A 15,806-nucleotide genomic window follows, 5' to 3' on the forward strand; every position below is an offset into this window, starting at 1 on the left:
GTCTTAGCATTGGCTTAATATTTTTTTGGTGCTGGCGGCGCCAATACTTCACGATTACCGTTATGGCCTTGCGCCGACACAATACCTTGTGCTTCCATCTGTTCAATAATGCGCGCAGCGCGGTTATAACCAATCTTAAACTTACGTTGTACGCTTGAAATAGAGCCGCGGCGAGTTTCAGTCACAAAGGCAACGGCTTCATCATACAACGGATCATATTCTTCATCGGACTCAGCGGCTTCACCGGGCAATAACACTTGCTCACCATCAGTAGCGCCATTAAGAATTTCATCAATATATTGCGGTTTACCACGGGCGCACCAATCGGCAACCACGCGATGTACTTCATGATCGTCAACAAAGGCGCCATGAACCCGATTTGGTATGGCCGTGCCCGGTGGTAGGAATAACATATCCCCCATACCGAGTAAGGTTTCAGCACCTTGTTGATCTAAAATAGTACGCGAATCGATACGCGATGACACTTGGAACGCCATACGGGTAGGAATGTTGGCTTTAATCAAACCGGTAATCACATCCACTGACGGTCTTTGGGTGGCCAGAATTAAATGAATACCTGCAGCGCGCGCTTTTTGGGCGATACGGGCAATCAACTCTTCCACTTTCTTACCGACTATCATCATCATATCGGCAAATTCATCAACCACGACGACAATTGATGGCAGCTTATCTAACGCGGGGGCTTCGGGCTCCATGCTGTCAGAAGACTTCCACATAGGATCTAAAATCACTTCGCCATTCGCCTTCGCCTCGGCAATTTTAGCGTTATAGCCTTTAATGTTACGTACACCCATCATAGACATTAGCTTGTAGCGGCGCTCCATTTCGCCCACACACCAACGCAGTGCATTGGCAGCTTCTTTCATATCGGTGACCACTTCACACAACAAATGCGGAATGCCTTCATACACAGACAATTCCAACATTTTCGGATCGATCATGATAAAACGCACATCTTCTGGGCCAGACTTATACAGTAAGCTCGTGATCATCACGTTTACGCCCACAGACTTACCCGAACCTGTTGTACCCGCAACCAACAAATGCGGCATTTTACCCAAATCGACGACCACTGGATCGCCTGCAATATCTTGGCCTAACACCATGGTTAAATTGGATTTGCTCTCGGTAAATGCCTCGCAATCAAGGACGTCGCGCATAAATACGGTTTCGCGAAATTTATTGGGTATTTCGATGCCAACATAAGCCTTGCCCGGAATCACTTCTACCACTCGCACACTTTCCGCCAATAAAGAGCGAGCCAAATCCTTTGATAAATTAGAAATTTTTGACGCTTTAACGCCTGGTGCTAATTCTAATTCAAAGCGCGTGATCACAGGTCCTGGATACACGCCCACCACATTAGCGATAATATTGAAATCAGCGAGCTTAACTTCAACAAGCCGCGCAACTTGATCCAATTCTTCTACGCTGATGGGATTCTTTTTACGATCAGGTATATCGAGTAGATTAATACTTGGTAGCGGATCCATCGGTTTTTTCGGCGTAGGTTTATCTTCTTGCCCCGGCAGTACCACAATACCATCAACAATTTTTGCTTTTTGCTCTTGCTTCTTACGCTGAGCTTGATTCACAGCGCCCGTTGAAGCTTTAGTATCAAAATCAATAATGTCATCATCATTAAACCCAATACTCTCATCGTCATCTTCTGCCAATGTTTGATGATTAAATACCGGCTCATTATCGTCATGTGCAAATGAATAGGAGTTAAAGTCAGCGCTATTTTGCTCAGTTGCCATTGAATGTTGCGGCTCAGCTAACCATGGCGGCGCTTCAAAATTACCATGGGCGGCCAAATCATCATGATCGATTTGCGGCTCAACCCGTTGGGTATTTTTATTTTTGGCGCCATTAAAACTCAAAATTTTTGCAAGCGCAGACAACTTATTTTTTTGCGGCGTATCGTCTTGCGTTGCAGTGATAATGCCCTCATCAGTAGCAGACAATGTGGGTGTTATCTCTGCTCTACGCCCGATATGGCGTTCACGCACTTTTGGCGAGTCAATAACGGGTGGTCTTTCAAGCACATATTGAGATTCACGGCGCTGCTTGAACTTATCAACCACCGACATAAAACCACGAGTATCTTCGCTTTCACCTTTACGTTTCATCGCTTGTGGCAGTAATTTAAGCTTTTTATAAACCCAAATTGAAATTAAGCCGATTTTCTCGACCACGGTGAGCCAACTAATGCCGGTTAATAGCGTAAAACCTGAGCCTAAAAAGCACAGCAGCAATAAGGTCGTGCCGAGTTTATTAAAATACGGCAACATACTTTGTCCAATGACATCACCTGCGACGCCCCCTGCTGAAAACTCATAAATATTATTAGCGTTCATGCTCGCTAGGGCCGAAAAGCCTAAAATAATCAGTAAAAAACCAATCAACCTTAGGGCAACAGAGAAGTAATCAACCTCAAGTAAATGATGAGCGCGTTTGAACATTAACCAGCCTGTCGACGCGACAATAAGCGGCATGATATAAGCTGTCACACCAAAAAAATATAATAGGATATCGGCAATCCAAGCGCCTACTGCTCCGGTCCAGTTTTTAATATCGCCTTGAAAATGCGACTGACTCCAACCAGGATCAGACGGGCTAAAACTCGTTAATGCGAGCAAAATATAAGTGGCGAGAACACAACAAATGATGAGTCCGCCTTCCAGCAGACGTTGCAGCCCTGTGAGCGTGCGTACACTATTTCCTTGAGACAAACGACGTAATCCATAATAAGTGAAAACAGGTGGGCTAACGATACCAGAATCCCACTAAATGTGGAGCATATTAGTCCGTTTTTCTACGTAGAATTAGCCATGATTGGTAAAATTTAACCTATCGGGGTACTTAAGTATATTTTTAGGGAGGAAAGAGTTATTACACAAACACTTCCGTTAACAAATTTGATTAAAATTACCACGAAAATAAGTGTGTAAACTGGTTAACTTAAGTAGGATCGCAAGATTGAGCACAACAGAATTCAAGCAAGATAAGCAAATGGTGTTACACAAATAAGGAGCCTAAGCCCCTTATGATAAAACCAAATAATCAGGGTAAATTAGATATCTGAAAGTAGATGATTTATCGCGACACGACTGGTGTGTTTCACCTCTTCCATCACGACATAGGTACGCGTGTCAGAAACAGAAGGTAACTTCAATAATGTCTCACCTAGCAAACGACGATAGGCTGACATATCTGAAACTCGGGTCTTCAGTAAGTAGTCAAAATCGCCTGACACTAGGTGACATTCTTGAATATCATCTAGCAGCTGTACTGCACGGTTAAACTTATCAAACACTTCGGGAGTATCACGGCTTAGCGTGATCTCAACGAATACGAGCAGGGATGCGCCCAAGAAATGCGGATTTACCAACGCGGTGTAGCCATTGATATAACCTTGTTTTTCGAGTCGTTTCACTCTTTCTAAACACGGAGTGGGACTGAGCCCGACCCTTTTTGACAATTCCACATTTGAAATGCGGCCATCAAGTTGTAATTCATTAAGAATGTTGCGATCGATGCGATCCAAGTCTTTTACAGGACTCTTTTTATTATATGCCATTTATTTAACCTTGCTTTATCACTAAAACAACATTTTACTCTAGGTATGACCCAACTTTAGCAGCATAAACTGCTTTACCAATACTATACTAGAAATCCCTGAATTAATCACGTTCAGGTCACGATAAAATAACAATTATGCCCATTAAAAGTGGGATTTACAGGCAATTGAGGCTCAACTATGATTATTGGTGTTCCAAAAGAAATTAAAAACCACGAATATCGTGTCGGTATGGTTCCTTCTAGCGTTCGTGAATTAGCGAACAAAGGTCATGATGTTTTTGTTGAAACCAATGCTGGCCTAGGCATTGGTTTTTCAGATGAAGATTATATTGATGCTGGCGCCAGCATTTTAGCCACCGCGGCAGAGGTTTTTGCTAAAGCGCAAATGATTGTAAAAGTAAAAGAACCTCAAGCCATTGAGCGTGCGATGTTACGTCACGATCAAATTTTATTTACTTATCTGCATCTGGCTCCAGATTTATCGCAAACTGAAGATTTAATCAAAAGTGGAGCGGTGTGCATTGCTTATGAAACGGTGACAGATAATCATGGAGGCCTTCCTCTATTGGCCCCTATGTCGGAAGTAGCTGGTCGTATGTCAATCCAAGCGGGGGCAATGGCATTAGAGAAATCTTCAGGAGGGCGCGGTGTTTTAATGGGTGGTGTACCCGGCGTAGAGCCAGCTAAAGTCGTCATCATTGGTGGCGGCATGGTGGGTACTAATGCCGCGCAAGTTGCTGTAGGCATGGGCGCAGATGTAGTAGTGCTCGATCGTAGTATTGATGCACTGCGTCGTTTAAATGTGCAGTTTGGCTCGGCAGTTAAAACGATTTACTCTACCGCTGATACGATTGAACAACATGTTATTAAAGCCGATCTTGTTATCGGTGGCGTACTTATTCCAGGCGCTGCGGCACCAAAATTAGTGACACGAAGTATGATTTCACGTATGAAGCAAGGCAGCGCCATCGTTGATGTAGCAATCGATCAAGGTGGATGTGTTGAGACGTCACACGCAACAACTCATGAAGATCCAACTTACATTGTTGATGGTGTTGTGCATTATTGTGTCGCAAATATGCCCGGCGCGGTTGCTCGAACTTCAACCTTTGCGCTCAACAATGCAACGCTACCGTTTATTCTTAAGCTGGCTAACTTAGGTTATAAAGAGGCACTATTGCAGGATAAGCATTTCCTCAATGGCTTAAACGTAATGCACGGAAAAGTCGTCTGTAAAGAAGTCGCTCACGCGTTAAATCTAGAGTTTACTTCACCAACCAGCCTTTTAAGCTAAATTCTACGTAAGTTTTATCTAGCAATACATTCTAAGCGGCCTTCATTTTATCAGGCCGCTTATTTTATAAGTCAAAGTCCATTAACAACCATTTCGTCATCATTTAATAAAGAAACTTATGCTGCGATTATGACTATTATTTCCCCTTTTAAGTCGTTAATTTTAATCGTTGTTAAAGCAACATTTACGTTCTAATCTAAAAGCTCACAGACTCGATTAGCACAATCTAAAAGAATCGCCTTTCAACACTTTACCCCTACGGGTAAATTCCCTACAATCTTCGCAATTTGCTAAAGGCATGGAGATAAAAATGAGCCAGATCAGACATTGTAACTTATTGATTTTGGGTTCAGGCCCAGCAGGATATACCGCAGCTGTTTATGCTGCGCGCGCAAACTTAAAACCAGTGATGATCACAGGTATGCAGCAAGGTGGACAATTAACCACCACAACTGAAGTGGAAAACTGGCCAGGCGATGCGGATGACCTAACGGGTCCAGCTTTGATGGAACGTATGCAAAAGCATGCCGAAAAATTTGATACTGAAATCTTATTCGATCACATCAACGAAGTAACCTTAACTGAGCGCCCTTTTCGTTTAAAAGGCGACAACGGCGAATACACTTGTGATGCGCTGATCATTGCAACTGGCGCTTCAGCCCGTTATTTAGGATTAGATTCTGAAGAAGCATTCAAGGGCCGCGGCGTGTCAGCCTGTGCAACCTGTGATGGGTTCTTCTATCGCAATCAAAAAGTTGCCGTGATAGGTGGTGGTAATACAGCCGTAGAAGAAGCACTGTACTTAAGTAATATTGCCGCTGAAGTACATTTAATTCATCGCCGTGACACATTCCGCTCAGAAAAAATTCTGATTAACCGTCTAATGGACAAAGTCGCTAATGGCAACATCATCCTTCACTTAGATCAAACCATGGATGAAGTTGTTGGTGATGCTATGGGTGTTACAGGCCTGAAGATGAAGAGCACTAAAGATGGTTCAATCACCGACTTAGCCGTTGCAGGCGTGTTCGTTGCTATTGGCCACAGCCCTAATACCGGTATTTTTGCAGGCCAGCTAGAAATGGACCACGGTTATTTAAAAGTACAGAGCGGCTTACAAGGCAATGCCACCCAAACTAGCATTGAAGGTGTTTATGCTTGTGGTGACGTAATGGATCAACATTATCGCCAAGCCATCACTTCAGCAGGCACTGGATGTATGGCTGCACTCGATGCTGAGCGTTACTTAGACGCTAAAAAATAATAAGATTAGCTTTTAGATCAATAGCAGGCTTAGCCTGCTATTTTTTTAACTGCAACTTATCCATAAAGACCATCATTTAGCTCATGTTTTCCCAAAGTTTAATGCTGTAAACACAGAGGCTTTTTCGCTTCCACGCAGCCCATACATTCTAATTTCTTCAACGTAAAATATTTAATCATTGTATTAAGTCAAAAATAACCGACAAAAAAAGGGACCAAATGGTCCCTTCTCTACAGCAACAAACTAATTTCTTAGTTTAACGCTTCTTTTGCTTTTTCAACTAAAGTTGCAAACACAACTTTGTCGAATACAGCGATGTCAGCCAAAATCTTACGATCGATTTCGATAGACGCCTTTTTCAGACCGTTGATGAAACGGCTGTAAGACAGACCATTTTGACGAGCGGCAGCATTAATACGTGCAATCCATAATTGACGGAATTGACGTTTTTTCTGACGACGGTCACGGTAAGCATATTGGCCAGCTTTAGTTACTGCTTGTACAGCAACACGGTAAGTACGGCTACGAGCGCCATAATAACCTTTAGCTAGTTTTAAAACTTTTTTGTGACGAGCACGAGCGGTTACACCACGCTTAACTCTTGGCATTTTCTAAACTCCTAAATTAAGCGTAAGGTAATTGACGCGCGATTGCTGGTACGTCAGCTTTTGATACTAAACATTTGGCACGTAAGTGACGTTTACGTTTAGTGCTTTTTTTCGTCAAAATGTGACGTAAGTGTGCTTGCTTGCGCTTGAAACCATTAGCGGTTTTCTTAAAACGCTTCGCTACACCCTTGTCTGTTTTCATTTTAGGCATTTCTAAAACTCCGCATTGGGATGTTTAATAAAAAGCAAGGCGAGCAAAGGCCATAAGCCTTTGCTACTTTAAGTTTTGCCCTACTTATTTCTTTTTAGGTGCTAGCACCATAATTGCTTGTCGGCCTTCCATTTTCGGGAAAGACTCAACAACCGCATACTCGTCCAAATCAGCCTTGATACGGTTCAATAGATCCATACCCAGGTTTTGGTGTGCCATTTCGCGACCTCGGAAACGTAGCGTAATCTTCGCTTTGTCCCCGTCTTCCAGAAAACGTATCAGGTTGCGTAGTTTTACCTGATAGTCGTTTTCGTCAGTTCCAGGACGGAATTTAATTTCCTTGACCTGAACCTGTTTTTGCTTCTTCTTTTGTTCTTTTTGAGCTTTCGCTTTATCAAAAAGGAACTTACCGTAGTCCATAATGCGACATACTGGAGGTTCAGCGTTTGGACTAATTTCTACTAGGTCTGCACCTGCTTCATCTGCCAAATTCTGAGCATCTCTGATGCTTACCACACCAATAGCTTCACCATCAATGCCAGTTAAACGTACTTCTGGTACGCCTGTAATTTCGTCATTGATTCTATTAGGGGCTGGCTGACGCCCTGCTGTTTTTTTGATCTTTATGATCTATTCCTCCAACAATTTGAGACTACGGAGCGAAATCTGTTGATGGATTTTAGTGGCGAAATCTTCAAGTCGCATCTTACCTAAATCTATACCATCACGAGTACGCACCGCGACTTCCTTATTTTCCATTTCTTGATCGCCAACGACCAACAAATAAGGGACACGCCTTAAGGTGTGCTCGCGTATTTTAAAGCCTATTTTCTCATTCCTCAAGTCAAAAGACGCTCGAATACCTTGTTCTTTGAAGAATTTTACAACTTCTTCAACATAATCAGCCTGTTTATCAGTGATATTCATCACGACAACTTGCATTGGGGCTAACCAAGTTGGGAAACGTCCTGCATATTCTTCAATCAAGATACCCAAGAATCGCTCCAACGAGCCTAAAATAGCACGGTGGATCATAACAGGGGTTTGACGACTGTTATCTTCGGCAACATAAGTTGCACCAAGACGACTTGGCAACGCATAATCGAGCTGCACAGTACCACATTGCCACGGACGGTCCAAACAATCGTGTAAAGTAAATTCGATTTTGGGTCCGTAGAATGCGCCTTCACCAGGTAAAATAGTGAATTCTATGTTATTGGCACGTAGTGCTTGCTTAAGCGCTTCTTCGGCTCTATCCCACATAGTATCGTCACCGATACGTTTTTCTGGGCGAGTAGATAACTTAACCACAATATTGTCAAAACCAAAGGTCGCATATGTATCGTAAACCATCTGGATACACGCACTCACTTCTTCTTGAACTTGATTATCTGTACAGAAAATATGCGCATCGTCTTGTGTGAAGCCACGTACGCGCATTAATCCATGTAACGAACCTGAAGGTTCGTTACGATGACAGCAACCAAACTCCGCCATACGCAATGGCAAGTCGCGATAAGATTTCAACCCTTGGTTGAAAATCTGTACGTGACCAGGACAGTTCATTGGCTTAATTGCGTATTCGCGGTTTTCACTACTGGTCGTAAACATGGCTTCTGAGTATTTATCCCAGTGACCAGAACGTTCCCACAACACGCGATCCATCATTAATGGACCTTTTACTTCTTGGTAAGTGTATTGATTTAACTTACGGCGAATGAATCTTTCTAATTCTAAAAAGATACTCCAACCGTCGTTATGCCAGAACACCATACCTGGCGCTTCTTCTTGCATGTGATACAAGTCGAGTTGTTTACCAATTTTACGGTGGTCACGCTTAGCCGCTTCTTCTAAACGGGTTAAGTGTGTGCTCAGCGCTTTTTTATCGGCCCAAGCAGTACCATAGATACGTTGCAGCATTTTATTGTCTGAGTTACCACGCCAATAAGCGCCTGCGATACTCATTAATTTAAAATGTTGGCAAAAACGCATGTTAGGCACGTGTGGTCCACGGCACATGTCGATGTATTCTTCGTGATGATACAACGCAGGCGTTGCGTCTTTACTGATGTTTTCATCAAGAATAGCAATTTTATAATCTTCACCACGCGTTGCGAATGTATCGCGCGCTTCTTGCCAGCTAACCACTTGCTTCACAACATCATAGTTAGTTTTGGCCAGTTGTTGCATACGCTTTTCTAAGGCTTCGATATCTTCTTGAGTCAATTTGCGCTCAAGGTCGATATCATAGTAGAAGCCATTATCGATAACTGGACCAATCGCCATCTTGGTTTCTGGCCACATTTGCTTAATCGCATGGCCCAATAAATGCGCACAAGAATGGCGAAGAATTTCAACACCTTCTTCGTCTTTGGCGGTAATGATTGACAGCTCAGCATCGGTTTCAATGAGATCGCAAGCATCTTTTAATTCGCCATTAACGCGGCCAGCGATACACGCTTTCGCTAAACCAGGGCCAATATCGGCGGCAACATCGAGAGTCGAGACAGAATGAGCAAACTCACGTTTGCTACCATCGGGAAGTGTAATTACAGGCATGAAATATCCTTTCCAGTGGTGACCCACACGTAGGGCCACTTGGGTTAAGTTAATTGAAGAAAAATGCTCGCTAGGTTAAGACAGTACAGGAGTCTTAGCCACCTTGCGTAACAGGGCGTTTATTCTAAGGGATTGTAGCTAAAAGGCGCAAGTCTATTGGCTAGAAATGGGATTAAAAGCAAAAAGCGAATTAGTGATTTGGCTGCATGTTAACCTAACGGTCATCTAACTCCCCTATTCTGACACCCGTTTATGGCACATAACTAAATCATGATAAGGGAACTTAAATATGTTGAACGGTATTCTACTCGCTGTAGTAATCATGACTAAAACAGGCGCGCCACCAGAATCGTAGAAGCTAAGCGCAAACACCCCTGCCCGACACGCAAGCATTACTCTTTGATGTAACAAGTGAAATTTAACCGCAAATGCAACATTTAACGCACGATATTACTTCAAGTGCCCACGATGGTGTAATACATAGAAACAAAATTGAAGGGTTGGCGACGGTAAAAGACTAAATGCTAAAAGTGTCATCACTCACTAAGCAAAAATTTAACCAGAAGGTCTATCATGGGGCGTTTTGAGACTGACTTCATCTAAGCCAATGCACTACACTCTGCTATATACTCTAATAGCACTTAATAAAAGATACTCTAACTAGAAAGCACATACTGAGCATTCAGAGCTCACGCAATACTGTAGGTATCACGAGCAAATAAAGCATGAGAAGTGCTGATTGAGCAGAATGATTCGGCTTTATTGCCTAAAAAGGAGTGACACCATGAAAATCATGAATAAAGTGATAGCCTGTCCCCACTGCGGGCACCATCAAGATATCAGTATCGATGCCAGCGGCGGAGATCAAGATTATTACGATGACTGCCGAATTTGCTGTAACCCAATTCATTTACGTTTACATGTCGATGAATTGAGACGTACTGTTGAACTGCATATCGACTCAGACGACGAGCAAATCTATTAAATCAGCTTGCACTAAACACGAGACGCTTAACAAGGCTAACGCGCTGAACCGTTAAAACGTCTGGCCAATACACGTTCAACAGTATCGACAATCACTTGTGTCTGGCTGTCTATCTCGATATTAAGTTCGTCACCCACATTGTAGCTGTTTAAGTTTGTCAGCTTTAAGGTTTCAGGGATTAAATGCAACTTAAAGCCCGATTCACTCACCTCACCAACCGTTAAACTGCAACCGTTGACACCGACGAATCCTTTGTAAAAGATATAGTCCATCCACTTAGGCTCAATACCCAGTGTTAGATCATAATGCTGTTCTGTGTGACTGATATCCATGACTTTGGCCTTGGCATGGATATGGCCTGACAGAATATGGCCACCAATTTCACTGCCAAAGGTTAATGAACGTTCAATGTTAATACTTTGACCCACCGACAAATTTACCAGATTTGTTAACCGTAACGTCTCTTCCACTACGTCGAAAAATACCCTATCATCAGCAACCTGAGTCACTGTGAGACATACCCCGTTATTTGCCACACTTGCGCCAATCGTAAGTCCCTCACGCAAATCAGGTTCAAACGCTACCTCAAGGGTATGTAAACCATCTTTCTTATGTATTGCAACCACCTCGCAGGTGGCTTGTACTATACCTGTAAACATTTTTTGCTCGCTTAATCGTTAAAGGCTGTATTTATGAATCATTCAGGCTATCAAGCCAAACGTTTAATCCAACTGGCACTTCCTGTGCTAATAGCTCAGGTCACTCAGACTATGATGGGCTTTATTGATACCGTTATGGCGGGCCGTGTAAGTGCAGTGGATATGGCCGCAGTGGCAGTCGGCACAAGCCTGTGGTTGCCCGCTATTTTGTTTGTCCAAGGTTTGCTGATGGCTTTTACACCTTTATTTGCCCACTATAATGGGGCGAATAATCAAAAAGCGATTCAACCGCTGGCCTTTCAAGGTGCCTATCTTGCCATCATCGGCGGTATTGGTGTGATGATTTTTCTTGCATCAGCGCCCTTTGTGCTTAGCCACATGGACTTAGAGCCTGAATTATACCGTTTAACCATAGGATATCTCGACGGTATTTTATGGGGTGCCCCCGCATTCGTACTCTATCAAGTGCTGCGTGGCTGTAGTGAAGGGATTTCTTATACCTTACCCACCATGGTGATAGGTTTTGTCGGCTTAGCCGTAAACATTCCCGCTAACTATATTTTTATTTATGGCCACTTTGGCGTACCTGCTATGGGCGGCGCGGGTTGCGGTATTGCCACCGCCTTAGTTTTTTGGGCTATGTTGATTGCCATGATTATTTATATGCAGTTACATAAGAAGTTTGCCGCTTTAGCTCCTTTCAGTAAATTTCATCGCCCTGATTTCAACACGATGAAAAAAATGACTAAACTCGGCATGCCAATCGCTATGGCGCTATTTTTTGAAGTGAGTTTATTTGCAATCATCGCATTATTTCTTGCGCCATTAGGTGCAACTGTCGTCGCAAGTCATCAAATAGCACTGAACTTTTCCTCAATCGTATTTATGGTGCCGTTATCCATTGGTATTGCAGTATCGATCCGAATTGGTTACTACTTAGGCCAAGATCGCGCTGATATCTCAGCAGTCGTGGCAAAAGTAGGCTTGATACTTGCTCTATTACTCGCGCTGACAACGGCGATTTTAACGGTATTGTTCAGATTTCAAATTGCAGAACTTTATAATGGCGATGCCGAAGTGGTTGCTTTAGCTGGCAGTCTAATGCTTATGGCTGCACTGTATCAATTATCAGACTCTGTACAAGTGGTCGCAGCCGGTGCCCTTCGTGGTTATAAGGATACGCGCAGTGCCTTTTATATTACGCTGTTTTCTTATTGGGCTATTGGTATGACACTCGGTTATACCTTGGCATATACAGACCATATCGTACCAGCTATGGGGGCTCACGGATTCTGGACTGGACTTATTGCAGGCTTAACTTCGGCTGCGCTCTTATTTTTTATTCGCTTACGTTATATTCAAAAACATCGCGTGCATTTAAGCCTTATCGAAGGTGATACAACGCACCATTGATGAGCATATTGATTTAATAGGCGACAAGGTTTTAGCTTTGTCGCCTATTTGATGAATAAAATAGACGACCTAACATAGCTAAACCGCTAAGGCCAGAAAGATAAACTACGGTTTTATCAGTAAATTTGTAGAAACACTGGACAAGTTGCACAGCAATTCACCATTTGACGATAAATTTACTTTTTTTGCTTGCCAGTCCAGTCCTATCCCCCTAATATAGCGCTCGTTCCAACGCGCAATGCTTTGGAATAAAGATGAAATGTAACGATACACCCGTAGCTCAGTTGGTTAGAGCACTACCTTGACATGGTAGGGGTCGGTGGTTCGAGTCCACTCGGGTGTACCACTCTTCTCTAAGAGTATAAATTTAGAAATTCATACAATACACCCGTAGCTCAGTTGGTTAGAGCACTACCTTGACATGGTAGGGGTCGGTGGTTCGAGTCCACTCGGGTGTACCATTCCTTCCTGTAACCTTATGAAATATCAAGTATTCCATATTTTACAATCTAAAATACTTTACATTACTCAGTGACAAACTCCAAAAATCTGTGCCAACTATCCCTTGAAATATTATTTGAAACCCATTCGTTTTTTAAGAATTAAAGTCCTCTGCCGAATTTTTCAAAGTGCAAAATTACATTCAAAAGCTTAAAAAAGGCAGCTTGTGCCAAATCGGTGCCAAACATGTTGGCACAAGCGATTTTTGACAAGCTGAAACTAGACCACTACCCAAAAAGGCACAAGAGTCCTTATTATATTCACTAAGGATTGTTAACAGCTCGATTAAGCACTTTGATTCATATCGTCATCAAATATTGATAACTCTTTTACACTGCTACTCCTTGGAACATAAATCCATTAAAATCTCCCTGTAAAATTTTTTCTAGTACGTGATCAGTTGCTTTTGCAAGCTCATCAAAAAAACGTAACCACTTTATGGTAAGCGATGGCATCATCTTGTTTATACAGAACAGGATAACTACCGACCTAAGAAATGTTTGAAGTTTAAGCATCCAGCTGTTGTATTTAAACAATAGCCCCTTAATTTGGCGAGTATCGTCTTTCGAAGTTGAATTCGGATTTAAAATTTATTCAATAGGTTTGCGCTTAGTTTCTCAAACATTGAAGGTTGCATTCTTTTTAACTCTTCACAACCACATTCAGGGCACTCTGTTCGTACATCATTGGGTAATAATACATCGCTTTTTGGCGCTCGAACTGAACTCCATTTACATTGCGGGCAAATAAGTTTGTAAGGTTTAGGTGGAAATGGCATGTTAAAGTTTACTCACTATTCAGTTTTGCTAAGCGTTGCAATTCATTGCAAATTTCAACATTAAGATCAATAAAAACGGTCCAGGAAACTGATGAAGATAGATTCGCTTGATAATAATCTTCTACGCGGCATACCAATGGACGCTCGTCATAAATAGTACAAAGGTGTGTTTGCTCATCGAAATGACGACAAACACCATCGCTACGATCAAGAAAAGCCGTTTCCACGCTCTCATTCACTCTGCGGCAGCAAAGTCCACAAGCATTACATGGGAACGGCTTAGGTACGGTCAGACTCATCATTGCTATATGGTTGTTAGCAAAGTCTGAGCTCTCATTAAAGCAACACTCGTTGCTTTTTCTTGCTCGTTAGCACTAGTTTGCGCTGACTCTACTTTTGCCAGCATTTGTTGAAGGACAGGCTCCAGTTCCTGACGCAAAATTTGATTCATAGCACGCTCAAACTGTTCCCCAAGATCTTTAGCTGTATCTTCAACCTGCTGCTCAAATCGCTCACGTTCTAGCTGAACTTTTGCTGCATGTTCACGCATTTCTTTATCAGAAGAGTCTTCTGAAAATAAATCGTAAATAGAAGAAATAACAGTAATCCCCGTCCCTACGTAGGGGATCCATTTGCCGATAACTTGACCAGCCCATTTCTCCATGGTTTTTGGCCCGATTCCTTTCATTAATGAAGGTGCCCAGTCTTTAACCAGCTTTAATCCACTAACAATATGCTCTGGCTTCGCCATTTTTACGACAGAGCTCGCCGCATTTCCCAAAACCTCTTTATTTATCCCTCTTTGATTATTAGGATCTTTAGATTCTGAAGCAGAGAAATGTGGAACGTCATTAATACTCGGTCCCTCATGCTGGGCATTTAAGACCGCCGACATTGTTTCCACATCATCGTTGAATTGATTCATCAAGTACTGCAACTCGTCATCCATAACGGCGACAACCGCTTTACCCGAATCTTCAAAGACTTGCTCAAGCACTGCAAGACAGCCTTCGGGGTGTTGATGCATGGCAGCTTTACTTTTAACTGTAATATGCTTTCGATTGCTAGCAATTTCGCGGTAAATATTATCCCGGCACTGACCTTGATTGGCGATCAACTTACGACACAATTCTTTATAGTGACTGAGTAGTTCATTACTGTCAGCATTTGTTAATTGTTGAATAAATTGGCTCAAAAATACTTGCAGAGAATGAGCCAAACGGCTGTTGACATCTTCTGGACTGATAGAAGAAAAAAAACTGTTAAGTGAGCTCTCAAGCTCAATGATACCACTATGCTCTACCAATCCTTGCTGCTTCGCTAACTTCCCTTTTAAGGCACTGGCTGCATTAATACGCAATATCGGGATATCGGTCAAAATCTCACTAAGACCTTGAGCAACAGCAAGAGACTGAAGCCTTGCGCGGGTATCATTTTTTAAACGAATAAAATCCTCTTGAGAAAGCGGGCTTTTTTCATTGAAAACCAAAAATACCTTTTTCCTCTTATAAATTAAGTCAATAAGCTTACCAAGGGTTTTCTCTTCTTCCGCGGCTCCAGATGGATTGACAACAAATATTACTGCGTCTGCAAGCATCATTTGTGCTTGTGTCACCTGTTCATGCGCTAATGGCGCATCAACACCAGGGGTGTCTAGGATACTAAAGTTATTCCATTGATAAGCCTTAATATCTGCCGTTAAAGGCACATCCCCTGTAGGAGCGACCTCTGAACCAACCAATGCATTTATCAGGGTGCTTTTACCGGCATTGTAAATGCCGTATACCATGACACTTAGTTCAGGTGAGGCCTTTTTATCTTCAAATAATGTTTCAACATCCCTAAATGCTGCCTGCATATCAGGATATTCAACAATTAACTTTTTCGTTTCAGCATAGGCTCTATAAAGTTCAGCACTCGTCTTCATC

13 protein-coding genes, 2 tRNA genes and 1 pseudogene are annotated in these 15,806 nt (G+C 42.5%); 7 read left to right on the plus strand and 9 right to left on the minus strand.

Annotated elements, in window-relative coordinates; all coding sequences use genetic code 11:
• Positions 1-14: 14 nt before the first annotated feature.
• Together BW947_RS16445 and lrp are read right to left on the minus strand one after the other, a co-directional pair.
• A complete protein-coding gene (locus BW947_RS16445; RefSeq protein ID WP_076501568.1) occupies positions 15-2,756 on the minus strand; it encodes a DNA translocase FtsK in 2,742 nt (913 codons plus the stop codon).
• A 341-nt stretch (positions 2,757-3,097) separates the two neighbouring features.
• On the minus strand, positions 3,098-3,604 hold the full coding sequence (gene lrp, locus BW947_RS16450; RefSeq protein ID WP_006081649.1) for a leucine-responsive transcriptional regulator Lrp: 507 nt from the start codon (positions 3,602-3,604) through the stop codon (positions 3,098-3,100).
• 180 nt (positions 3,605-3,784) lie between these two features.
• On the opposite strand from lrp, the gene ald reads away from it, so the two are divergent.
• On the plus strand, positions 3,785-4,900 hold the full coding sequence (gene ald / locus BW947_RS16455) for an alanine dehydrogenase (RefSeq protein ID WP_076501570.1): 1,116 nt from the start codon (positions 3,785-3,787) through the stop codon (positions 4,898-4,900).
• A gap of 310 nt (positions 4,901-5,210) precedes the next feature.
• Complete coding sequence (gene trxB, locus BW947_RS16460; RefSeq protein WP_076501572.1) at positions 5,211-6,164, plus strand: thioredoxin-disulfide reductase; 954 nt, start codon at positions 5,211-5,213, stop codon at positions 6,162-6,164.
• Positions 6,165-6,415: 251 nt separating this feature from the next.
• Here the strand turns inward: trxB and rplT are convergent, their stop codons facing one another.
• From rplT to thrS, 4 genes are all read right to left on the minus strand, one after another.
• On the minus strand, positions 6,416-6,772 hold the full coding sequence (gene rplT / locus BW947_RS16465) for a 50S ribosomal protein L20 (RefSeq protein ID WP_006081652.1): 357 nt from the start codon (positions 6,770-6,772) through the stop codon (positions 6,416-6,418).
• Between the two features lie 16 nt (positions 6,773-6,788).
• The gene (gene rpmI / locus BW947_RS16470; RefSeq protein ID WP_006081653.1) at positions 6,789-6,983 is read right to left on the minus strand and encodes a 50S ribosomal protein L35; all 195 of its coding nucleotides are present in this window, start codon (positions 6,981-6,983) and stop codon (positions 6,789-6,791) included.
• An 84-nt stretch (positions 6,984-7,067) separates the two neighbouring features.
• Positions 7,068-7,610: a translation initiation factor IF-3 gene (gene infC / locus BW947_RS16475; protein ID WP_076501573.1), complete on the minus strand. Its 543-nt coding sequence runs from the start codon at positions 7,608-7,610 to the stop codon at positions 7,068-7,070.
• A 3-nt stretch (positions 7,611-7,613) separates the two neighbouring features.
• Entirely contained in the window at positions 7,614-9,542 is a 1,929-nt protein-coding gene (thrS, locus tag BW947_RS16480) for a threonine--tRNA ligase (protein WP_076501575.1), read from the minus strand.
• 784 nt (positions 9,543-10,326) lie between these two features.
• On the opposite strand from thrS, the gene BW947_RS16485 reads away from it, so the two are divergent.
• Positions 10,327-10,527, plus strand: coding sequence for a CPXCG motif-containing cysteine-rich protein (locus BW947_RS16485; protein WP_076501576.1), 201 nt, complete (start codon positions 10,327-10,329; stop codon positions 10,525-10,527).
• A gap of 35 nt (positions 10,528-10,562) precedes the next feature.
• Here BW947_RS16485 and BW947_RS16490 read toward each other — a convergent pair whose 3' ends face one another.
• On the minus strand, positions 10,563-11,186 hold the full coding sequence (locus tag BW947_RS16490; protein WP_076501578.1) for a riboflavin synthase subunit alpha: 624 nt from the start codon (positions 11,184-11,186) through the stop codon (positions 10,563-10,565).
• 33 nt (positions 11,187-11,219) lie between these two features.
• Between BW947_RS16490 and BW947_RS16495 the strand changes: the two genes are divergently transcribed.
• From BW947_RS16495 to BW947_RS18670, 4 genes and pseudogenes are all read left to right on the plus strand, one after another.
• On the plus strand, positions 11,220-12,599 hold the full coding sequence (locus BW947_RS16495) for an MATE family efflux transporter (protein WP_076501579.1): 1,380 nt from the start codon (positions 11,220-11,222) through the stop codon (positions 12,597-12,599).
• Between the two features lie 269 nt (positions 12,600-12,868).
• Positions 12,869-12,945 (plus strand) — tRNA-Val (locus BW947_RS16500).
• 38 nt (positions 12,946-12,983) lie between these two features.
• Positions 12,984-13,060, plus strand: a tRNA-Val gene (locus BW947_RS16505).
• A 481-nt stretch (positions 13,061-13,541) separates the two neighbouring features.
• A pseudogene (locus BW947_RS18670) lies at positions 13,542-13,639 on the plus strand (IS30 family transposase); the annotation flags it as partial.
• 247 nt (positions 13,640-13,886) lie between these two features.
• Here the strand turns inward: BW947_RS18670 and BW947_RS16520 are convergent.
• Positions 13,887-14,180 carry a YkgJ family cysteine cluster protein gene (locus tag BW947_RS16520; RefSeq protein WP_076501584.1) on the minus strand — a complete coding sequence of 98 codons (294 nt, stop codon included), beginning with the start codon at positions 14,178-14,180 and terminating at the stop codon, positions 13,887-13,889.
• 2 nt (positions 14,181-14,182) lie between these two features.
• Positions 14,183-15,805: a GTPase gene (locus BW947_RS16525; RefSeq protein WP_076501585.1), complete on the minus strand. Its 1,623-nt coding sequence runs from the start codon at positions 15,803-15,805 to the stop codon at positions 14,183-14,185.
• Position 15,806 lies beyond the last annotated feature (1 nt).

It is taken from the genome of Shewanella morhuae (genome assembly GCF_900156405.1).
In the GTDB taxonomy this organism is placed as follows: domain Bacteria; phylum Pseudomonadota; class Gammaproteobacteria; order Enterobacterales; family Shewanellaceae; genus Shewanella; species Shewanella morhuae.